Genomic DNA, 21,578 nt, shown 5'->3' with positions numbered 1-21,578 from the left:
CAGCAATGTATGCAGGTGACTGGTACTAATAGGCCGAGGACTTACCACAAAGAAGCTACGCGTCCACTGTGCAATATCTGAAACAACACACGAGTAGTTGTTCAGTAACACAACCGAATACAGGTCCAAGAACGAAACACCAACCCCCGACAGTATGTGGGGGATGTGTTCTCCGACTGAGACCGCTCGTGACACTGTTTCGCAGAGTTACGGCGGCCATAGCGGAGGGGAAACGCCCGGTCCCATTCCGAACCCGGAAGCTAAGCCCTCCAGCGCCGATGGTACTGCACTCGACAGGGTGTGGGAGAGTAGGACACCGCCGAACACCCGTTGTAAGAAGGGGACCCACTTGGTGGGTCCCCTTTTTGCGTTTGTACCCGAAAATCCGAAAGGACGCCCGTGTCGGAAGACAACAACGATCGTCGCCCCTCCCGAGCAGACGGTGGCAATCGCCCCAGCGAGTCCCGAGATCGCAACCCCCGCGCTCAGGACCGTCGCGCCGACCCGCGTCGTTCGGACGGTCCTCCCCGCAGGCGTGGTGGGGAAGGTGGGTTCTCCGGCGATCGCCGCGGAAACAGCGCATCGTCCGACCGTCGACCCCCGCGGCCAGACGAGCCGGATCTGCCCGACGAGGTCGAAGCCGGGCAGCTGGAGCCGGCAGTGCGCCGGGATCTGCTGAGCTTGGACAAGAACAATGCCACTGCTGTGGCCCGTCACCTCGTGATGACCAGCCGCCTGCTCGACGACGATCCGCAGTTGGCGCTGCTGCACGCGCGCGCTGCTCGTCAGCGGGCCGGCCGCATTGCCGTCGTACGCGAGACGGCCGGTATCGCGGCGTATCACGCGGGTGAATGGGCGGAGGCTCTGTCCGAACTGCGGGCGGCACGTCGAATGGCCGGCGGCCCCGGCCTCATCGCGGTCATGGCCGACTGCGAACGCGGACTCGGGCGCCCCGAGCGGGCCATCGAACTCGGTCGCAGCGACGAAGCGCGGGAACTGACCGGTGAAGAGGCGTCGGAACTTCGGATCGTCGTCGCTGGCGCTCGCATGGATCTCAATCAGTACGACCAGGCCGTCGTCACCCTCCAGACTCCCGATCTCGACGCGTCCCGGTCGGGTACGGCTGCGGCTCGTCTGTTTTACGTCTACGCCGATGCGCTCGTTGCTGCCGGTCGCGTCGACGAAGGTGTGAAGTGGTTCCTCAACGCTGCCGCGGCGGATGTCGATGGAGAAACCGACGCAGAAGAGCGGGTCGAGGAGTTGTCCGGGGGCAGTCGGTGACATTACTGCGCGACGCCCACGACGTTCTGCTGCTCGACCTCGACGGCACCGTCTACGCCGGCAAGGAACCCATTCCGGGTGCAGTGGAGGCGCTTTCGGGTGGTTCCGAGAAGCAGTTCTTCGTCACCAACAATGCCAGTCGCGCACCGAGCGATGTCGCCGAACACCTCCGCGAACTCGGTTTCGACACCACAGCAGAATTTGTTGTCACCAGTTCCGAAGCAGCAGCCCGAGTACTCGCGGACAGACTCGATCCTGGCTCACGCGTCCTCGTCGTCGGTACCGCCGCCTTGGCGACCGAGATCGCGAAGGTCGGATTGACGCCGGTGCGCTCTGCCGACGACCAGCCGGTTGCGGTGGTTCAGGGACATTCGGTCGATACAGGGTGGCCCATGTTGGCCGAGGCGGTGCTGGCTGTGCGTGCGGGCGCGCTGTGGGTCGCGACCAATGTCGATGCGACTCTTCCGACCGAGCGCGGCCTCGTTCTCGGCAACGGTTCGATGGTGGCAGCAGTGCGCAATGCCACCGACGTCGAGCCCATCGTTGCAGGCAAGCCCGCGGCTCCCATCATGCGTGACGCCGTCGAGCGAAGTGGTGCCAAGTCGGCGCTCGTGGTCGGAGACCGGCTCGATACCGATATAGCAGGCGCGAACGAAGCTGCGCTGCCGTCGCTGTTGGTCCTGACGGGTGTCAGTACCGCTGCAGAGTTGCTTCGTGCTCCGAAGCACCTGCGTCCCACGCACATCGGTATCGATCTCGGGGTTCTGAACAAGGACGAGTCGGCGTCGCGGGTAGCCGGTAAGGATGGCTGGACGGTCGGCATCGACGACGAGGTCCTGTCCGTGCGGTTCGAGGGTGCTGCCGAGATGGATGCCTTCGAGGGTCTGCTCGCCGTCCTCGATATTGCGTGGTCGGGTTCGGAATTCTCGGACGTTCGCTTCGACGGGGATGGACTCGCCGATCTGCGCTCGTTGTTGGGTTGTTGACACGGGTTCGTGCAGTCGGCCGCGAGCGGGCGTTGGCCGGACCCATCCGATAGCGTGAGAGGTGATGAGCGCGTCGATTCCACTCCCAGGACAACACCGGCCGAACGCGGCCGGCGAACAGTCGTCCGCAGATCCGGACAGCATCAGGGCCGAGGTGTCGTCGCTGCTCGCGCAGCTCACCATCGGGTCGGAGGCAGGCCTCGACTCGGAGGCCGTCGATTCCGACGCCCTGGCGCGTGATGCGAGTGTGCTGGACCGGGCCCACGAAGTGCTGGTTCGGGCCTTGACGACCGTCGACAAGACCTGACGTGGCCCGTCGCGCACGTGTCGACGCAGAACTGGTCCGTCGTGGATTGGCCAGATCTCGTGAACACGCCTCCGAACTCATCGAAGCAGGCCGGGTGAAGATTGCCGGAACCGTGGCTTCGAAGCCCGCTACCGCCGTCGAGCCGGGCACTCCGCTGTTGGTGGCCGAGGAAGACAACGAAATCAGCTGGGCGTCTCGCGGCGCGCACAAACTGCTCGGTGCCCTCGACGCGTTCGAGCCACTGGGTCTGAAAGTCGAGAACGCGCGGTGTCTCGACGCCGGTGCCTCCACGGGAGGTTTCACCGACGTTCTGCTCAGTCGCGGTGTGCGCGAGGTCGTTGCGGTCGACGTGGGTTACGGCCAGCTCGTGTGGCGGCTGCAATCCGACGAACGCGTGCACGTCATCGATCGCACCAATGTGCGTTCGATAGATGCCGACACGATCGGGGGCCCGGTCGACGTCATCGTGGCAGACCTGTCGTTCATCTCTCTGAAACTCGTTCTTCCCGCTTTCGTCGCGTGCTCCACGTCGGGTACGGACATGGTGTTGATGGTCAAGCCTCAATTCGAGGTCGGCAAGGATCGTGTCGGTTCCGGCGGCGTCGTGCGAGACCCGGCGCTGCGGGCGGAGGCCGTCGAGGACGTCGCGAATGCCGCGCTTGCGTCGAACCTGCGAGTCGAGGCGGTCGCCGCAAGCCCACTGCCGGGACCTTCGGGCAACGTCGAGTACTTTTTGTGGCTGAAGGCGGGCGCAGGTGACGGTTCGCCGCGTACCGATATGGACGTCACCGAGTTGGTCCGTCACGCGATCGAGGAAGGACCACAGTGACTCCGTCCCATGCAGCACCGACACAGGAGTCCGTTCGGGAGATTCTTCTCGTCGCACACCCCGGTCGGCCCGACATCGCCGAGACGGCGCGCCGAGTGGGCAAGGTGTTCGACGAAGCAGGCATCTGCCTGCGGGTTCTCGTCGACGAAGTGGAACCGTCCAAGATCGAGGCATCGGACACCGAGGAACACGACCATGTGTTCGTGGCGGACATGAGGCTCAACGTCGTCGAGTTCGGTCCCGATGCGGCCGCCGGGTGCGAGATGGTTCTGGTTCTCGGTGGTGACGGAACGTTCCTGCGAGCGGCCGAGCTCGCGCAGGCGGCCGACATCCCGGTTCTCGGTATCAACCTCGGCCACGTGGGGTTTCTCGCCGAGGCGGAGGCCGACCATCTCGAGGACGCGCTGGCGCGGGTGATGGCCGGCGACTATCGCATCGAACAGCGGATGACGTTGGACATTGCCGTCCGTGTAGGCGACCAGGTCGTCGAGCGTGGGTGGGCCTTGAACGAGGCGAGCATCGAGAACGGTTCCAGGCTCGGGGTCCTCGAGGTCGTTCTCGAAGTGGACGGGCGTCCGGTCTCCGCGTTCGGCTGCGACGGAGTGCTCGTGTCGACACCCACGGGGTCGACGGCGTATGCGTTCTCTGCAGGCGGGCCGGTGGTGTGGCCGGAACTCGAAGCCATACTGGTCATTCCGAGCAACGCCCATGCCCTCTTCGCGCGTCCGCTCGTCACCAGCCCCGAGTCGATCATCGCCGTCGAGATCGATGCCGGCGGACACGATGGTTTCGTGTTCTGCGACGGCCGCCGCACATTGGGGTTGCCGGCGGGAGCACGCGTCGAGGTCGTGCGGGGAGCATCGCCCATCAAGTGGGTTCGCCTGGATTCGGCACCGTTCGCCGATCGCATGGTCAAGAAATTCGAACTGCCCGTGACCGGGTGGCGGGGGAGAGCGAGGTAGGGATGCTCGAAGAGATTCGGATCGACAGCCTCGGAGTCATCTCCGGTGCGAGCGCACAATTTCACGAGGGGTTGACGGTTCTCACCGGCGAGACCGGGGCCGGCAAGACGATGGTGGTCACCAGCTTGCATCTGCTGTCGGGTGCACGCGCCGATGCAGGTCGGGTGCGGCTCGGTGCCCAAAGGGCCGTGGTCGAGGGTCGATTCAGTACCGACACCGCCTCGGAACAGGTGATCGAGGACGTCGAGAAGGTGCTCGAATCCTCGGGAGGTCAACGCGACGAAGACAATTCGATCATTGCCGTGCGAACGGTCAATTCGGACGGCCGCTCGCGTGCGCACCTGGGTGGACGAAGCGTCCCCGCGTCGGTGCTGTCGAACTTCACCGATTCGCTGCTGACAGTGCACGGCCAGAACGATCAGTTGCGGCTGCTGCGCCCCGATCAGCAACTCGGTGCACTCGACAGATTCGCCGGTGATTCGGTGGCCTCTCTGGTGGCGAAGTATCGCGCCGCCCGCAAGACGTGGCTCGATGCACGCAACGAATTGATCGACCGCACCGAACGCAGCCGTGAATTGGCGCAGGAAGCGGACCGGCTGCAGTTCGGCCTGCAGGAGATCGACTCCCTGGCACCGGAGCCGGGTGAGGATCGCTCCGTGGCCGAGGATGTGCGCAGGCTCGGCGACCTCGATTCGCTGCGGGAAACCGCCGAGGGTGCCGCCGCAGCCCTCGTCGGGAGTACCGAGGAGGCGTCGGACACCACGTCTGCGCTGTATCTGTTGGGCGAGGCACGATCGCGTCTCGAACACGCCGACGATGCTGCTCTCACAGAACTGCTGCCCCGGTTGAACGACGCGATGGCCGTCGTCGGCGACATCGGTGCCGATCTGACCTCGTATCTGTCGGACCTCCCGTCGGATCCGGGAGCTCTCGACACGATCCTGAACCGGCAGGCCGAGCTGAAGTCTCTGACGCGCAAGTACGCCGCCGACGTCGACGGTGTCATCGCGTGGGCCGAGGACGCTCGCGAACGTTTGTCTCGGATCGATACCTCTGCCGACGCGCTCGCGGAGCTGAGTGCGCGTGTCGAGTCGGCTGCTGTCGACGTCGCGGCGGCCGCGTCCAAGCTGAGCGCTGCCCGGTCGAAAGCGGCGACGAAGCTGTCCAAAGCCGTCAGCGTCGAGCTGGCCGGACTGGCGATGGGAAAAGCCAAGCTGCAGATAGATGTTCGATCGCTGCCGGCCGGACCGTCGGACACGGCACCGATCGTCGTCGACGGTACCGAGTTGCATGCGGGTAGTACCGGCGTCGACGAGGTCGAGTTCCGGTTGTCCGCGCACGACGGCGCCCAGGCGTTGCCGATCAGCAAGAGCGCGTCGGGCGGTGAGCTCTCGCGGGTGATGTTGGCGCTCGAGGTGGTGCTGGCGGGTTCCGACAAGGGCGCGACGATGGTGTTCGACGAGGTCGACGCCGGAGTCGGTGGTCGGGCCGCGGTCGAGGTCGGTCGTCGGCTCGGTCGGCTGGCTCGTACCCATCAGGTCATCGTCGTCACCCACCTGCCGCAGGTTGCTGCATTCGCGGACACGCATCTGGTGGTGGACAAGACCGACGCCAAGAAGGGGGCGGCGAACAGCGGAGTCCGGACGTTGTCGTCCTCGGAACGCGTCGTCGAACTCGCCCGGATGCTCGCGGGGCTCGACGACACCGAGACCGGTCGGGCGCACGCCGAGGAGCTGCTGGCCACCGCAAACGCAGATAGAGCTGCCCTGTAATTTTTGGTGCTGATGTGATCAGTGTGGTAGTTGTTTCGGCGCGCCTCCATGGCCGGGCGTGTCGATCGGGTCATCATGGTGGGCATGAAGATGCCGGCACTGCTGTCACGTAGTCAGGATTCGCTGCCCGGAATCACCGGGATCGCGCGAGTCGATCGCAACACGGCCAAGCTGCTCAAGCGGGTCGGCCCCGGCGACATCGTCGTTCTGGACGAGCTCGATCTGGACCGGTTGACCGCAGATGCGCTCGTCGAGGCCGGGGTGCTCGCGGTCGTCAACGCGTCGCCGTCGATCTCCGGCCGCTATCCCAACCTCGGCCCCGAGGTCATCGTCGCCAACGGGATCACCTTGATCGACTCGGCCGGCACCGAGATCTTCAAGAAGATCAAGGACGGCACCAAGATCCGGCTCAACGACGGTGGCGTCTACACCGGCGATCGCCGCCTCGCCAAGGGTGAGGAGCAGAGCGAAGCCGAGATCTCGGACAAGATGATCGAGGCCAAGACCGGGCTGGTCGACCATCTGGAAGCGTTCTCGGGCAACACGATCGAGTTCATTCGGACCGAGAGTCCGTTGCTGATCGACGGCGTCGGGGTTCCGGACATCGACATCGACCTCAAGGGTCGTCACGTCGTGATCGTTGCCGACGGGCCGGGGCACGCGGAGGATCTGAAGAATCTGAAGCCGTTCATCAAGGAGTACTCGCCCGTCATCATCGGCGTCGGTGCGGGCGCGGACACAGCGATGAAAGCGGGACACCGCCCGGATCTGATCGTCGGCGATCCGGAGGACGTCACGGCGCAGACACTCAAATGTGGTGCAGAAGTGGTACTTCCGGCCGATTCGGACGGACACGCGCAAGGTCTCGAACGCATCCAGGATCTCGGTATCGGTGCCATGACCTTCCCGGCGACCGGTGCTGCTGCGGACCTCGCACTACTGTTGGCCGACCACCACGGCGCGTCGCTGATCGTGTCGGTCGGTAGCCCGGCCAGCCTGGACGAATTCTTCGATCGCGGACGACGCAACACCAACCCGGCCGCGTTCATGACGCGTCTGAAGGTCGGTGCCAAGCTGGTCGACGCCAAGGCGGTGGCCACGCTGTACCGAAGCCGCGTGTCGGGCGGTGCAATTGCCCTGCTCATTCTCGCTGCGCTCGTTGCGGTGATCGTGGCGTTGGCCGTCTCCAACATCGGCGGCGAATCCTTGGATTGGGCGATCGATCTGTGGAACCGATTCGCACTGTGGTTCCAGGGGTTGCTTTCGTGATTTCGCTTCGCCAACATGCCATTTCGCTGGCTGCCGTGTTCGTTGCGTTGGCCATCGGCATCGTCCTCGGCTCGGGCCTGCTGTCCAGCGGACTGGTCTCGGGTCTGCGAGACGACAAGACGGGTCTCGAGAATCAGGTCGACGATCTGCAGTCGACCAACAATCAGCTCGGCGAGCAACTGAACTCGGCCGACGGTTTCGATGCGGCGGTCTCGGGTCGAGTACTCCGAGACACCCTCGTCGATCGCAGTGTCGTGGTCATCACCACGCCCGATGCAGATCCTGGCGATGTCGACGGAGTCACGCGTTCGATCGGGGCGTCCGGTGCCACGGTCACGGGTCGGGTGTCGCTGACGGATGCGTTCGTGTCCGCGGCGAACGGCGACGATCTGCGCACGCGACTGACCAATGTCATTCCGGCCGGTGTGCAGTTGCGTACCGGGGCGGTCGACCAGGGAAGTCTGGCGGGCGACCTGCTGGGTTCGGTGTTGCTGCTCAATGCGCAGACGGCGCAGCCGCAATCGACCCCCGAGGAGCTGTCTCTCGCTCTCGAGACGTTGCGTAGCGGCGGGTTCATCGCTTACGACAACGGTGCGGTCGCGCCGGCGCAGTTGGCCGTGGTGGTCACCGGTTCGGGTGCCTCGGATGTCGAGGACGGCAACCGCGGTGCCATCGTCGCTCGCTTCGCCGGAGCTCTCGATTCACGTGGAGCAGGTGCGGTACTGGCAGGTCGTTCCGGTGCGGCCGAGGGCAACGGCTCGATCGCGGTAGTGCGAGCCGACTCGGCGTTGTCGTCTGCGCTCAGCACGGTGGACAACGTCGACCGTGAAGCAGGCCGAATCACCACAGTTCTCGCCCTGGCGGAGCAACTGGACGGTGCTTCGGGCCGTTACGGCACCGGAGCGAACGCGAACGCCGTCACCGTGGGTGCGCCGGTGAGTTGATCGGCGCTCGCGTCGAATACGCGTGTCGTTGGCGGTGAGGTACGTACTGGTGTTACCGTGAAGTCCCGTGGGTAGCAGGCCCAATTTCCACGCTTTACCTCTCTTATCAGCCCCCTGATAGGAGCAAGCCCTGCAGACTCGTCACGGGAGCCTCATTGTCACGCCTTCAGTCGCGTTCCGACACCAAGCACATCTTCGTCAGCGGAGGCGTCGCGTCTTCGCTCGGAAAAGGTCTGACGGCGTCCAGCCTCGGCCAGCTACTGACCGCACGCGGCTTGCGTGTGACCATGCAGAAGCTCGATCCGTATCTGAACGTCGATCCCGGCACGATGAATCCGTTCCAGCACGGTGAAGTCTTCGTCACCGAGGACGGCTCGGAGACGGACCTCGACGTCGGCCATTACGAGCGCTTCCTCGACCGTGATCTGTCCGGATTCGCCAATGTGACCACCGGCCAGGTCTATTCGACGGTCATCGCCAAGGAGCGTCGCGGCGAGTACCTCGGCGACACCGTTCAGGTCATTCCGCACATCACCGACGAGATCAAACGTCGCATCCTGGCAATGAACGGTCCCGACCTCCAGGGCCATCAGCCGGACGTCGTCATCACCGAAATCGGCGGCACCGTCGGCGATATCGAATCGCAGCCGTTCCTCGAAGCGGCGCGGCAGGTCCGTCACGACGTCGGCCGCAACAACGTGTTCTTCCTGCACGTGTCGCTGGTCCCGTTCCTGGCACCGTCCGGTGAACTCAAGACCAAGCCCACCCAGCACTCCGTCGCAGCACTGCGCAGCATCGGCATTCAGCCCGACGCGTTGATCCTGCGGTGCGATCGCGACGTGCCGCCTGGGCTCAAGAACAAGATCGCGCTGATGTGCGACGTCGACGTCGACGGCTGCATCTCCACACCCGATGCCCCGTCGATCTACGACATCCCCAAGGTGCTGCACAAGGAAGGCCTCGACGCCTACGTCGTCCGGCAGCTCGGTCTGCCGTTCCGTGACGTGGACTGGACCATCTGGGGCGGACTGCTCGAGCGCGTCCACCAGCCTCGCGAAACCGTGCGCGTCGGCCTCGTCGGCAAGTACGTCGACCTGCCCGACGCCTACCTCTCGGTCACCGAGGCACTGCGTGCCGGCGGATTCGCTCATCGCGCCAAGGTCGAGATCAAGTGGGTTCCGTCCGACGAGTGCTCGACGCCTGCGGGGGCTCAGGCTGCGTTGGGCGATGTCGATGCCGTGCTCATTCCCGGCGGATTCGGCATTCGCGGTATCGAGGGCAAGCTCGGTGCCATCGAGTTCGCTCGTACCCGCAAGATTCCACTGTTGGGGTTGTGCCTCGGTTTGCAGTGCGTCGTCATCGAGGCGGCTCGTTCGGTCGGCCTGACCGATGCCAATTCGGCCGAGTTCGATCCGGATACCAAGGATCCGGTGATCTCCACGATGGCCGACCAGGAGGACGCTGTCGCCGGCGATGCCGACCTCGGAGGCACCATGCGCCTCGGTGCGTACCCCGCGACGCTGCAGAAGGGTTCGGTCGTCGCGGCGTCGTACGGGACCGAGAACGTCTCGGAGCGGCATCGTCACCGTTACGAGGTCAACAATGTCTACCGTGATCGAATTGCCAAGAGCGGCTTGGTCTTCAGCGGTACGTCCCCGGACGGTCATCTGGTCGAGTTCGTGGAGTTGCCGGCATCGGTGCACCCGTTCTTCGTTGCTACCCAGGCGCATCCGGAGCTCAAGAGCCGGCCGACCCGTCCGCATCCGCTGTTCGCATCGCTGATCAACGCGGCACTGAAGTACAAGGCTGCCGAGCGGCTGCCGGTCGACATTCACGGTGACACCGCTGCGGCGGAGAAGTCGGACGCCGAGGCCGAGACCGTCGGATGAGCGAGAACGCGAGACACGAATTCACGACGCTCGGTTCGGAGGTTCCGTACTCCGGCGCAATCCTCGCGCTGCGGCTCGATCAGGTGGCGATGCCGAACGGGCGTCGCGCCGAGCGAGAAGTGATCGAGCATCACGGCGCAGTCGGCATTCTTGCCGTCGACGATCAGGACCGCGTGGCGATGATCGAGCAGTACCGGCACCCCATCGGGCGTCGTCTCTGGGAGCTGCCCGCGGGCCTGCTCGACGAGCCGGGGGAGGAGCCCGTGCTGGCGGCGCAGCGCGAACTGGCCGAGGAGACCGGTCTCGCGGCCGGGAAGTGGTCGGTGTTGGTGGACGTGTTGGCCTCGCCCGGATTCACCGACGAAGCCGTACGCATTTTCCTCGCAGAGGATCTGAGTGAGGTCGATCGCCCGGAGGCACACGACGAGGAGGCAGACATCGAGCTGTCCTTCGTGCCGATGGACGAGGCCGTCCGTCGTGCGTTGGCCGGGGAGATCGTCAACGCCTCGGCCGTGTCGGGAGTGCTCGCGTTGGCGGCAGCTCGTGCCACCGGCACCGAGTTGCGTCCGGCCGACGCCCCGTGGGCGGATCGACCCACGGCATTCGAGTCTCGGAAGAGTTCACGAAAGTAGCCACCGTGATCGGCGATCAGATTGCGACGTATCTCGATCATCTGGTGGTCGAGCGCGGGTCGGCACCGAACACGGTGTCGTCGTACCGTCGCGATCTGGTGCGGTACGAGCGGTTTCTGAGTGGGTACGGAATTTCCGATCTGGCCAAGGTGACCGAGAACGACATCACCGAGTTCGTGCTGTACCTCCGGCGCGGCGACGACGAATTCCCGTCCCTCGCAGCCAGTTCGGCGGCTCGAACGCTGATCGCGGTTCGTGGTCTGCACCGCTTTGCCCTGGCCGAGGGCATGGTGGAGCGCAACGTCGCGAGCGAGGTGAAGCCGCCGCAGCCGGCCAAACGACTACCGAAGTCGCTGCCCGTCGACCAGGTCGTGGCGCTGCTCGAATCGGCGTCCATTGCCGGTCCCGACGCACCGCGTGGTCTGCGAGATCGCGCACTGCTCGAACTGCTGTACTCCACCGGTGCGCGCATCTCCGAGGCCGTCGGTCTGGATGTGGACGACATCGACACCGAGGCTCGCTCGGTGCTCCTGCGTGGCAAGGGCGGGAAACATCGAGTCGTCCCGGTGGGGAGGCCGGCCATCGAGGCGGTCGACGCATACCTCGTGCGCGGGCGGCCGGGGCTCGTCGCCCGCTCGAATCCGGCGCTGTTTCTCAATGTGCGGGGCGGTCGACTGTCGCGGCAGAGCGCCTGGCAGGTATTGCAGGACTCCGCGCAGCGGGCCGGAATCACGGCCGGGGTCTCGCCGCACGTGCTCCGGCACTCGTTTGCGACGCACCTGCTCGACGGCGGTGCCGACGTCCGTGTCGTGCAGGAATTGCTCGGCCACGCGTCGGTGACCACGACACAGATCTACACCCTCGTCACCGTCACGACGTTGCGTGAAGTGTGGGCGGGTGCGCACCCGCGAGCGCGCTAGCACGCGGTCGGCAATCGTGTGTCAGCGTGTCCGATGACAATGCCGTCGCGTCAAGCGGTAGCGTTTGCGTGAACTACTCGAAGACGAACGGGACAGGGGAGCGCTGGAACGTGTCGACACCGCAGCCGCCAGCGGCGGAGTCAGCCTCGGAACCGTCGTGGGGCGTGCAGCCCGCCGTCACCCCCGATACCGGCGAAACGCATCCGTCTCATCCGCACAGCGATGGCGCTCTTTTCCATACACGTCAACCGGAATCCAGTCGGGAGACACGCGACATCATTCCTGCTCCGAACGAGCTCGGACCCACCGGTCGCAAGACGAGGCCGGTTCCCGATCCGCAGCCGCTGGCCAGTCACGGCCCGGCCAAGATCATCGCGATGTGCAACCAGAAGGGTGGCGTCGGCAAGACGACGTCGACCATCAATCTCGGTGCCTCGCTGGCCGGTTACGGCCGTCGCGTGCTGCTCGTCGACCTCGACCCGCAGGGCGCACTGTCCGCGGGCTTGGGCGTCGCACATCACGAACTCGATCTGACGGTCTACAACCTCCTCGTGGAGGCGAAGGTGTCGGCCGACGACATCATCATGCGGACTCGCGTCGACAATCTCGATCTGATGCCGAGCAACATCGATCTTTCTGCCGCCGAGATCCAGCTGGTCACCGAGGTGGGGCGTGAGCAAACGCTCGGACGGGTACTGCACCCCATTCTCGACCGCTACGACTACGTGCTCATCGACTGCCAGCCCTCGCTCGGCCTGCTGACGGTCAATGCGCTGACCTGTGCCGACGAGGTCCTCATTCCGATGGAGTGCGAGTACTTCAGTCTTCGCGGCCTGGCTCTCCTCAACGACACCGTCGAGAAGGTGCGCGATCGGCTGAACCCGCGACTCAAGTTGGCCGGCATCGTGGTGACTATGTTCGACGCCCGCACGCTGCACTCGCGCGAGGTGATGACGCGGGTGGTCGAGGTGTTCGGCGACGTCGTCTACGACACCGTGATCACTCGCACGGTCCGGTTCCCCGAGACCAGCGTCGCCGGTGAGCCGATCACCACATGGGCTCCCAAATCCGGCGGCGCGCAGGCGTACCGCGCTCTGGCACGCGAGGTGATCTACCGGTCGGGTCCGTGACGGTCGACGCTGCCGACGAGGCCCCGATCGAGGTTCCCGCCGACGCGGATCCGTCGAAATTTCGGGTTCGGTTGCTCAACTTCGAGGGCCCGTTCGATCTGCTGCTGTCGCTGATCAGTCAGCACCGCATGGATGTCACCGAGGTGGCGCTGCACACGGTCACCGACGATTTCATCTCGTTCACCAAATCGCTCGGTGCCGATGTCGGACTCGATCAGACAACGGAGTTCCTCGTCGTCGCGGCGACGTTGCTCGATCTGAAGGCGGCTCGTCTGCTGCCGTCGGGTGATGTGGAGGACGCCGAGGATCTCGCGTTGCTCGAGGTGCGCGATCTCCTGTTCGCCCGGTTGCTGCAGTACCGCGCCTACAAGCAGGTGGCCCTGCTGTTCGGTGAGCTGGAAGCCGCTGCGCTGCGGCGCTATCCGCGCTCGGTGTCGGTGGAAGAGCGATTCGCCGATCTGATTCCCGAGGTGTTGCTGGGGGTCGATCCGGCCAGGTTCGCAGACATCGCAGCCGCAGCGTTTCGGCCCAAGCCGATCCCGCAAGTGGGCCTCGACCACATTCATCAGCATGCGGTCTCGATCCCCGAGCAGGCAGAGTGGTTGCTCGAGAACCTGCAGGGCCGGGGACTCAACGAGTGGGCATCGTTCTCGGAGCTGGTCCAGGACTGCGAGGTGCAGGTCGAAATAATCGCGCGCTTCCTCGCGTTGCTGGAACTGTTCCGGCAACAGGTGATCGCCTTCGAGCAACCCGAACCACTCGGCGATCTTCGAGTGAGCTGGACCGGCAAGGACGAAGGACCCATCGTGGTCACGGAAGAGGACTACGCATGAACGCCGACCCGGAACTCGAGCTCGAGGATGTCGACGAGTCAGGCGAACTCGACGACGCCACGCTCGCGTCGGCACTCGAGGCGGTTCTGCTCATCGTCGACACTCCGGCCTCCGACGAACAACTGGCATCGGCCGTCGGTTCTTCGGTGGCCCGCGTACGTGCCGCGCTGAAGCGGATGGCCGCGGAACTGACAGAACGCCGCAGCGGAATCGACCTCCGCAACGTCGGTGACGGGTGGCGTTTCTACACCCGAACCGCCTATGCGCCGTACGTCGAACGGCTGCTTCTCGACGGCGCTCGGTCCAAGCTCACACGTGCAGCATTGGAAACCCTGGCCGTGATCGCCTATCGTCAACCGTTGACCCGCGCACGAGTCAGCGCCGTACGTGGAGTCAATGTCGATGGAGTGATGCGTACGTTGCTCGCCCGTGGACTGATCTCCGAAGCAGGAACGGACCCGGAGACCAACGGCACGATGTACTGCACCACCGAGCTGTTCCTCGAACGGCTCGGGCTCGCATCGCTCGGTGATCTACCCGAACTGGCACCGCTGTTGCCGGGAGTGGACCTGATCGACGAGATCAGTGACAGCATGGACACCGACCCCAGAACGACCCGCTCCACCAAGAACCGCGGATCGAAACCCGATCCGGCAGCCGAGCTCGACTCGGACGACTGATAGGTAAGACAAGTGAACAAGCCCGCTCGCCGTGATGGCACACCGGACCGTAACAAGAGACAAGACCCACGCAGGAAGCCCACCGCAGGTCGGTCGGACAACCCGCGTGACGCACGCCGCGGAGATCGCACCCGCGACGCCGCACCCCGGGACGGCGCTCCCCGCGCCGGTGCACCCCGAACCGGTGCCCCTCGCACCGGGGGACCACGCGCAGGCGCTCCTCGCACCGGTGGCCGACCGGCCCCGCGCAGAGGCGTCGAGCAGGGGGAATCGTTCGAGAACAAGCCCGTCGAGACGGGCATCAACGATCGCAGCAACGACGCGGTGCCCCGCAAGAAGCCGTCGCGCCCCAAGCCGCCGAAGCCGCAGAAGAAGCAGGCTCCGGCGACCACCATCAGCAACGCCAAGCCGGCGAAGCATCAGTACACCGATTCGTCCCCGCGCAAGCACGTGCCTGCCGGTGAGGGTGTTCGGTTGCAGAAGGTGCTCGCGCAGGCCGGTGTCGCGTCGCGTCGGGCCGCGGAAGAGCTGATCGCCGACGGTCGCGTCGAGGTGGACGGACGCATCGTCACCGAGCAGGGCATCCGCATCGATCCGAACATCGCCGTCGTTCGCGTCGACGGCACTCGTGTCGTCGTGAAGGAAGAACTGGTTCATCTCGCGATGAACAAGCCGCGCGGATGGCAGTGCACCATGTCGGACGATCTGGGTCGTCCGTGCGTCGGCGACATCGTCGCCGAGCGCGTGCAGGCGGGCCAGCGTCTGTTCCACGTCGGTCGGCTCGATGCCGACACCGAGGGACTGTTGTTGTTCACCAACGACGGTGACCTTGCTCACCGGCTGATGCACCCGTCGTACGAGGTGTCCAAGACATATCTCGCGACGCTGTTCGGCACGATTCCCCGCACGCTCGGCAAGCAGTTGCGCGAAGGCGTCACTCTCGACGACGGCCCGGTGAAGGTCGACGGCTTCCAGCTGCTCGATATCTCGGACGGCAAATCGCTCGTCAAGGTGACGTTGCACGAGGGCCGCAAGCACATCGTGCGTCGGTTGTTCGACAAGGTCGGATTCCCGGTGGGACGCCTCGTGCGTACCGACGTCGGCAACATCGTGCTCGGCGATCAGCGTCCCGGAACACTGCGTGTTCTCGGCCGCGGCGAGATCGGCAAGCTCTACGAATCCGTAGGCCTGTGATGGCGGCGCTCGTCGTGGCGATGGACGGGCCGTCGGGCACCGGTAAGTCGTCGGTATCGCGTCGGCTCGCATCGGCACTCGAAGCAAGCTACCTCGACACCGGTGCGATGTACCGCGTCGCAACGGTATGGGTGCTGCGTTCGGGCGTCGAGCCCACCGATGCAGACGCAGTCGCGAAAGTTGTTGCAGCCCTTCCCCTCGAGATCGGGAAGGATCCACTGTCGGAGACCGTCTTGCTCGACGGAGAGGACGTCAGCGGCGAAATCCGCGGCGACGCAGTGACCAAAGCCGTCTCGGCTGTGTCCGCGGTGCCTGCGGTGCGTGAGCTCTTGGTGCAGATGCAGCGCGACCTCGCCAGCTCGTCGACGCGAATTGTGGTGGAGGGTCGCGACATCGGCACCGTCGTGCTTCCCGACGCCGACGTGAAGGTGTTCCTGACGGCGTCACCGGAGGCGCGTGCGGAACGACGCAACAAACAGAACATCGAACAAGGTCGCGGCGACGACTACGAATCAGTGCTCGCGGATGTACAACGCCGCGATCATGCAGATTCGACGAGGGCAGTGTCACCGCTTCGTCCCGCTGAGGATTCGGTGATCGTCGATACCAGCGAGCTGGATCTCGACGGCGTGATCGAGCGTTTGCTGCTCGTGGTGAACGACAGAAGTGGAGCAGTCCAGTGAGTGAAGAATTCTTCTCCGGCGCAGCGGAAACCGCGGGCGACGGAACGTGGAGCGACGAGGGCGAGTGGGAGTACGTCGACCTCAACGAGGGTGAAGACGGTGAAGATGCCGTTGCCGTACCGACTCTCGCCGTGGTGGGCCGACCGAACGTCGGCAAGTCGACGCTCGTCAACCGCATCATCGGCCGCCGCGAAGCAGTGGTCGAGGACGTCCCGGGCGTCACTCGCGATCGTGTGTCGTACGAGGCGAACTGGAGTGGTCGACGCTTCCTGGTGCAGGACACCGGCGGTTGGGAGCCCGACGCCAAGGGGCTGCAACAGTCCGTTGCGCGCCAGGCCGAGTTGGCTATGAACACCGCCGACGCGATCCTGCTGGTCGTCGATGCCCGCGTTGGTTCGACGACGACGGACGAGGCAGTGGCACGAGTGTTGCGTCGGTCGAAGACTCCGGTTCTGTTGGTGGCCAACAAGGTCGACGACGGTCGCACCGAGTCCGAGGTCGCCGCACTGTGGTCTCTGGGTCTGGGGGAGCCGTTATCGGTGTCCGCCACCCACGGCCGCGGTACCGGTGATCTGCTGGACCGGGTGCTCGAGGCCTTGCCTGAGACTCCGCGCGAAGGTATCCCCGGTGGGGGACCGAGGCGTGTCGCTCTGGTCGGTAAGCCGAATGTCGGCAAGTCGTCGCTGATCAACAAGCTCTCGGGTGACGAGCGTTCGGTGGTGCACGATGTTGCAGGCACCACTGTCGACCCGGTCGACTCGTTGGTCGAATTGGGCGGCAAGACATGGCGATTCGTCGATACCGCAGGACTACGCAAGCGCGTCAGTCATGCCAGCGGCGCCGAGTTCTATGCGTCGTTGCGCACGAAGTCCGCGATCGAAGCAGCCGAGGTCGCAATTCTGCTTCTCGATGCTTCACAGGTGATCTCGGAGCAGGATCTGCGCGTGCTGAGCATGGTCTCCGATGCCGGCCGTGCATTGGTGTTGGCGTTCAACAAGTGGGATCTGGTGGACGACGATCGTCGTCAGCAGCTCGAGAAGGAAATCGACCGCGATCTCGCGCGCGTCCCGTGGGCCCAGCGGGTGAACATCTCGGCGCACACCGGCCGCGCCGTGCAGAAGCTCGTGCCCGCTCTGGAGACGGCTCTCGAGTCGTGGGACAAGCGTGTCCCCACCGGACGCCTCAACACGTGGCTCAAAGAGGTCGTGGCAGCCACCCCGCCGCCGATGCGTGGCGGACGCCTGCCGCGCATCATGTTCGCGACGCAGGCCAGCACCCGGCCGCCGACGTTCGTGCTCTTCACCACCGGCTTCCTCGAGGCCGGCTACCGCCGATTCATCGAGCGGCGTCTGCGTGAGGAGTTCAACTTCGACGGCAGCCCCGTCCGCGTCTCGGTACGTATCCGCGAGAAGCGGGAACGGCCGGGCAAGGGCAACAACCGCTGACCTAGTCCGACCCGGCCCCTGAGCAGGCGATTTCCTCTCAGGGGTAGGGCTGGGGTAATCTCAGCAAGCGCCTTTCGAGGTGCGGCGGGCTGTGGCGCAGCTTGGTAGCGCACTTGACTGGGGGTCAAGTGGTCGCAGGTTCAAATCCTGTCAGCCCGACACGTAGATGCAGTTCAGAGGCGGTTTCGGAGAAATCCGAAGCCGTCTTTTTTTGTGTGCGTGCCGCGGGAGTGTCACTACTCAATGCTTACACGGTCGAACTTGGCGCTGAGACGGTGTCCAGGTGGATCCACTGGTGTCCGGCGATCTGCGTGTCTTGAGCGAATGCACCTGAGTGGACGAAGCCACTTGATTCAGCTTGTTCGTAGTCAAGTAGCTACGGAGTAGATAGGGGTCCGTGTCGAGCTGAAACTTGGACTAGATCGTTGGCTCCGGTTTGTGTTTCGTCAAGATCCGCTGGCAGCGCTCTGTCGATAAGCTCTCTTGCCAGCCGGCGTTTGCGTTCACCACGGGATGATGTCGGTGGTTGAACGTTCGATATACGTTTTGGACGGATCACCAGTATTGGTGTCGGTGCCCATCGGTGTCGGCGATAAACAGGATCGCGTCGGTTCCGGATAGGTCTGCGGGAGAAAGTGGCAGGTGGCCCGGAGCGATCGGCGTACCCGCGGTAACGGACTCGGGCAGTGCGCTGCGTAGTGCGTCCGCCGGGAACAACGCGCGTCGGTCTGTGGCATCGGCCAACATGGCCTGCAGTGTGCCGACGGGTGCCGACGGGTTGGCGTCGGTCGCGATGAATACGTATTCATCGCCGAGGTCGTGGGCCACGAGCGCACCGGCTGCAGCCCAGCTCGCCTCGCCCGGTAACGCCGAGTCGCCGCGGCGCAGGTGCGAGTTGTGCGCGAACACCAGGGTCGGCCCGCGACCGCGTTCACGCGTGACGATGTCGCGGAGATTGTCGGCCATCATTTCGGCGCGTATGCCGAGTAGTTGCCCGATGCGATCGGGGGCGGTACTCGCCATGGCCGCGTGATAGCGAAGCAAACCCTGCGCAGCGCGCGCGTGCGCAGACACCTCCCACGGCGCGTCCAGTGGTGCAGCGGCGGCCAGTCCTTCCGCGATCGAGCCGAGAACCTGGGCTCTGTTGGATCCGCCGATCGACGCGACGGCGTCGTACATCGCGTTCGGATCGGTCCAGTCGGCGTCGTCACCGAGGAGTTCGTCGAGGTCCCCTATGTGGGGAGGCAACACCTCTTCGGGGGCCAGGGCTTCCAATACGAACTTCAGGGACGGTCCGGGGCTCGGTGCTCCCGAGTACTCGACGGGCGCGTCGAAGCCATGAAATCGGACCCGGTCCTCCGGCGCGCACGCTGCGTTATGACCACGCAGCCATTCGAGCAGTTCACGGTTACCGGGAACTGCGCCGAACCCGTGACTGAAACTGGCCGACAACACCTCGTCGAGGCCCGCTGTTCCACCGGCCACGTAATCGTCGACGATGGACGCGGCGAAGATATCGGTCTCGAGCGCCACCGACCGGAATCCGCGAGCGACGAGATGGACGAGCAGCTCGTTGCGCAGGCTCGTGAAGGCAAGAATTCCGTGTGTCGGCTCACCGAGGCCCAGGAGGACGGCCGGACGCCCGGTCAGGAAAGCGTCGACCACGCGGCCAAGGTCTTCGCCGAGTTCTCGGGCGATGTTGTGCAGTTCTGCAGGCATATGTTCGACGGTATCGTTGAGCATTCCATTGAGACTTCGGCATCATGCCACCGGCTTAATACCCGTTAACCCTCAATCGAGGCATTGTGAGACCCACCGATCTGGCCCGCCGACACGGACTGTCCACACAGGCGGTACGCAACTACGAAGAGGTAGGCGTCCTACCTCTCGCGGTCCGAAGTGACTCCGGCTACCGGTGTTACACGCTCATGCACGCTGCGGCGCTCGACGCGTTCGTGGCACTGCGCCGCGGACACGGGTACAGGCCGGCGGTCGACATCATGCGCGCAGTCAACGCCCGTGACGACGACTTCGCATACCGAACGATCGACGCCGACCATGCCGCTCTCCACTCCGAACGTGGCACCTACGGCGAAACGGCCGCCGCCCTGAAGAGCCTGTCGACGATGGCACCGCGGCCGATCGACGGACGCCCGCTGACGGTGGGTGAACTCGCACGACGCCTCGATCTGCACCCGGCGACGCTGCGGGCCTGGGAAGCGGAAGGAGTCGTACAACCCACACGCGCCCCGACCACCGGCTACCGCGAATACGCCGCTGACGCCGTCCGGGACGTCGAGATCGCGCTGCAACTCCGGCGCGGCGGCTACCGACTGAGTCAAGTCGCGCACTTCCTTGAATCGTTGCGCGGTGCCGGAGGTGTCGACGAGTTGCGTTCCTTTCTCGACGCGTGGCAGGCGCGGCTGAGCGCGAGGGGCCGTGACCTTCTTGTCGGCGCGGCTCGGCTCGATGCTTATCTCCGTCTTCGAGATCGGGATTCTTCGAGTGTTGGGTGAACGCCGACGACAACTACCGGATTGGCGTTTACCGGTGTGCAGACCGCGTCAGCGAGCTCTGTGTGCGGTCCACTCGGGGTGTTCCCCGTCGGTGTCGCACACCCACACCTGGGCTTTGTCGCCGTCGGCTGCTGCGGTGTCGGTGAGCCAATAGGTTTCGTCGGGTGCCCATCCAGCGATGACACTCGCTGTGGCGTCGTCCACGGTGATGGCCGTCCCGGCTGCGGAGAGGTAGCCGCGGACGGTGAGGTGAATACCGTCGTACTGTTCCGCCACTCGTGGCCAGTCGGGAACGACCCATCGCCCGGCCCGCCCGGTAGCGCGGTACCAGTCGTGCCGCTTCTGCGCGGTGACCTCGACAGGGAACTCTCTGCATAGCTGCGCCCACGCCTGCGGGCCGTCGATCTCGTACGCGCGAACACCGCTGGGAACGCGCATGCGCCGCGAGACCGCCCGCTTCCATCCCATGCCGTCCTCGACGAACCACAGCTCCGCCGGGGTGCCATCGAACAACGAGCGAGTCGAGCTCCGTGTCGGAGGAACCGACCACCACTCTCCGGAAAAGCCCGCGGCCGGGTCCGCCGGCCGCACGGTCGCCGCTCGCACTTCTTCTTTCGCCGTGCGAGCACCGTAGTCGTGCAACGTCTCTGCGGTGGTCAGTGTGGCCGCCGGGTCATCCCGGAATTGCGCGTATGCGTTGTCCCAACACACGATCCACTGATCAGCAGCCGCGAGACCCGTCGACCACCACTGTGCGTGCGGCGTCGAGGCGACGTGTTCGGCTATCCGTTCCAGCTCACCCCGCACCGATGCGGTGGCGGCGAGAACGTCCTCACCGTTCGGTGGCTGCCAGTACATCGCGTGATCTACCGCTGCAGCAAGGACCGAACGCAGCACGCCGGCTGTCACTTCCGGGAGCGGCACCCGAGACAGGCGATCCGCCACATCCTCCGCTGTCACCACGGTCTGCCGCGCTTCCTCATCACCGGGCCCGAACATCACCACTCCGGCACCTTGGTCGACGTCAAGGCGGTAGGACGCCAGGAACACCGCAGAGCGGAACGAATGCTCGACATCGACGGCCGAATCCTCTTCCGCGAGCAGCGCATACTCGAGGAGCAACCGACGACCACGCGGGCCCGCCAGTAACCAGTTGACCGCACTCATTCGTGCACCCTCTCAAACAGTCCATCAACAAGCCATCGAATAACAACGTCGCGCGCTCACCCCAACGGCATCTGCGCGGCGTCAGGACCCGTCGGATTGATCCGGCGTCGAGACTCGAGTAACACGAAAACTGTTGTGC

At 64.9% G+C, this 21,578-nt stretch carries 20 protein-coding genes, 1 tRNA gene and 1 rRNA gene; 20 read left to right on the top strand and 2 right to left on the bottom strand.

The annotated features are described in order from the left end of the window. The first annotated feature begins 208 nt into the window (after positions 1-208). The 19 genes from rrf to CH266_RS14185 all read left to right on the top strand — a co-directional run bounded on the left by rrf (position 209) and on the right by CH266_RS14185 (position 17,915). Positions 209-325, top strand: a 5S ribosomal RNA gene (gene rrf / locus CH266_RS14275). Between the two features lie 74 nt (positions 326-399). Next, positions 400-1,281: a tetratricopeptide repeat protein gene (locus CH266_RS14270; RefSeq protein ID WP_094715486.1), complete on the top strand. Its 882-nt coding sequence runs from the start codon at positions 400-402 to the stop codon at positions 1,279-1,281. Beyond that, positions 1,278-2,267 carry an HAD-IIA family hydrolase gene (locus CH266_RS14265; protein WP_094715485.1) on the top strand — a complete coding sequence of 330 codons (990 nt, stop codon included), beginning with the start codon at positions 1,278-1,280 and terminating at the stop codon, positions 2,265-2,267. The genes CH266_RS14270 and CH266_RS14265 overlap by 4 nt, the downstream gene beginning before the upstream one ends. Positions 2,268-2,331: 64 nt before the next feature. Continuing rightward, positions 2,332-2,574: a hypothetical protein gene (locus tag CH266_RS14260; protein ID WP_027497221.1), complete on the top strand. Its 243-nt coding sequence runs from the start codon at positions 2,332-2,334 to the stop codon at positions 2,572-2,574. A 1-nt stretch (position 2,575) separates the two neighbouring features. Continuing rightward, positions 2,576-3,403, top strand: coding sequence for a TlyA family RNA methyltransferase (locus CH266_RS14255; RefSeq protein ID WP_094715484.1), 828 nt, complete (start codon positions 2,576-2,578; stop codon positions 3,401-3,403). After that, the gene (locus CH266_RS14250) at positions 3,400-4,365 is read left to right on the top strand and encodes an NAD kinase (RefSeq protein ID WP_048320277.1); all 966 of its coding nucleotides are present in this window, start codon (positions 3,400-3,402) and stop codon (positions 4,363-4,365) included. The genes CH266_RS14255 and CH266_RS14250 overlap by 4 nt, the downstream gene beginning before the upstream one ends. A gap of 2 nt (positions 4,366-4,367) precedes the next feature. Then, entirely contained in the window at positions 4,368-6,137 is a 1,770-nt protein-coding gene (gene recN / locus CH266_RS14245) for a DNA repair protein RecN (RefSeq protein WP_167327388.1), read from the top strand. A gap of 84 nt (positions 6,138-6,221) precedes the next feature. Further along, entirely contained in the window at positions 6,222-7,406 is a 1,185-nt protein-coding gene (gene steA / locus CH266_RS14240) for a putative cytokinetic ring protein SteA (RefSeq protein ID WP_032366203.1), read from the top strand. After that, positions 7,403-8,350 carry a copper transporter gene (locus CH266_RS14235; protein ID WP_094715483.1) on the top strand — a complete coding sequence of 316 codons (948 nt, stop codon included), beginning with the start codon at positions 7,403-7,405 and terminating at the stop codon, positions 8,348-8,350. Before steA ends, CH266_RS14235 begins: the two co-directional genes overlap by 4 nt. Positions 8,351-8,505: 155 nt before the next feature. Next, positions 8,506-10,239, top strand: coding sequence for a CTP synthase (locus CH266_RS14230; protein WP_027497215.1), 1,734 nt, complete (start codon positions 8,506-8,508; stop codon positions 10,237-10,239). Further along, on the top strand, positions 10,236-10,871 hold the full coding sequence (locus tag CH266_RS14225; protein WP_094715482.1) for an NUDIX domain-containing protein: 636 nt from the start codon (positions 10,236-10,238) through the stop codon (positions 10,869-10,871). Before CH266_RS14230 ends, CH266_RS14225 begins: the two co-directional genes overlap by 4 nt. Before the next feature lie 5 nt (positions 10,872-10,876). Next, positions 10,877-11,791 carry a site-specific tyrosine recombinase XerD gene (gene xerD / locus CH266_RS14220; protein WP_094715481.1) on the top strand — a complete coding sequence of 305 codons (915 nt, stop codon included), beginning with the start codon at positions 10,877-10,879 and terminating at the stop codon, positions 11,789-11,791. Positions 11,792-11,901: 110 nt separating this feature from the next. Further along, positions 11,902-12,921: a ParA family protein gene (locus tag CH266_RS14215; RefSeq protein ID WP_027497212.1), complete on the top strand. Its 1,020-nt coding sequence runs from the start codon at positions 11,902-11,904 to the stop codon at positions 12,919-12,921. Continuing rightward, positions 12,918-13,754, top strand: a complete 837-nt coding sequence (locus tag CH266_RS14210) for a segregation and condensation protein A (protein WP_094715480.1) — start codon at positions 12,918-12,920, stop codon at positions 13,752-13,754. The genes CH266_RS14215 and CH266_RS14210 overlap by 4 nt, the downstream gene beginning before the upstream one ends. Beyond that, positions 13,751-14,434, top strand: a complete 684-nt coding sequence (scpB, locus tag CH266_RS14205) for an SMC-Scp complex subunit ScpB (protein WP_094715479.1) — start codon at positions 13,751-13,753, stop codon at positions 14,432-14,434. The genes CH266_RS14210 and scpB overlap by 4 nt, the downstream gene beginning before the upstream one ends. Before the next feature lie 12 nt (positions 14,435-14,446). Next, complete coding sequence (locus CH266_RS14200; protein WP_094715478.1) at positions 14,447-15,628, top strand: pseudouridine synthase; 1,182 nt, start codon at positions 14,447-14,449, stop codon at positions 15,626-15,628. Next, positions 15,628-16,311, top strand: a complete 684-nt coding sequence (gene cmk, locus CH266_RS14195) for a (d)CMP kinase (RefSeq protein WP_094715477.1) — start codon at positions 15,628-15,630, stop codon at positions 16,309-16,311. The genes CH266_RS14200 and cmk overlap by 1 nt, the downstream gene beginning before the upstream one ends. Next, on the top strand, positions 16,308-17,756 hold the full coding sequence (gene der / locus CH266_RS14190; RefSeq protein ID WP_027497207.1) for a ribosome biogenesis GTPase Der: 1,449 nt from the start codon (positions 16,308-16,310) through the stop codon (positions 17,754-17,756). Before cmk ends, der begins: the two co-directional genes overlap by 4 nt. Before the next feature lie 85 nt (positions 17,757-17,841). Beyond that, positions 17,842-17,915: transfer RNA gene (locus tag CH266_RS14185), tRNA-Pro, on the top strand. Between the two features lie 396 nt (positions 17,916-18,311). On the opposite strand, the gene CH266_RS14180 is transcribed toward CH266_RS14185, so the two are convergent. Beyond that, on the bottom strand, positions 18,312-19,475 hold the full coding sequence (locus tag CH266_RS14180) for an erythromycin esterase family protein (RefSeq protein WP_094715550.1): 1,164 nt from the start codon (positions 19,473-19,475) through the stop codon (positions 18,312-18,314). Positions 19,476-19,561: 86 nt separating this feature from the next. Here CH266_RS14180 and CH266_RS14175 point away from each other — a divergent pair, with 86 nt between their 5' ends. Beyond that, the gene (locus tag CH266_RS14175; protein WP_094715476.1) at positions 19,562-20,272 is read left to right on the top strand and encodes a MerR family transcriptional regulator; all 711 of its coding nucleotides are present in this window, start codon (positions 19,562-19,564) and stop codon (positions 20,270-20,272) included. 48 nt (positions 20,273-20,320) lie between these two features. On the opposite strand, the gene CH266_RS14170 is transcribed toward CH266_RS14175, so the two are convergent. Continuing rightward, entirely contained in the window at positions 20,321-21,439 is a 1,119-nt protein-coding gene (locus CH266_RS14170) for a hypothetical protein (protein ID WP_094715475.1), read from the bottom strand. Positions 21,440-21,578: the final 139 nt, after the last annotated feature.

It is taken from the genome of Rhodococcus sp. 06-1474-1B (assembly GCF_002258885.1).
Lineage (GTDB): Bacteria > Actinomycetota > Actinomycetes > Mycobacteriales > Mycobacteriaceae > Rhodococcoides > Rhodococcoides fascians.
Note: the sequence above shows the minus strand (reverse complement) of the source record. Positions and strands in the feature narration are given on the sequence as shown.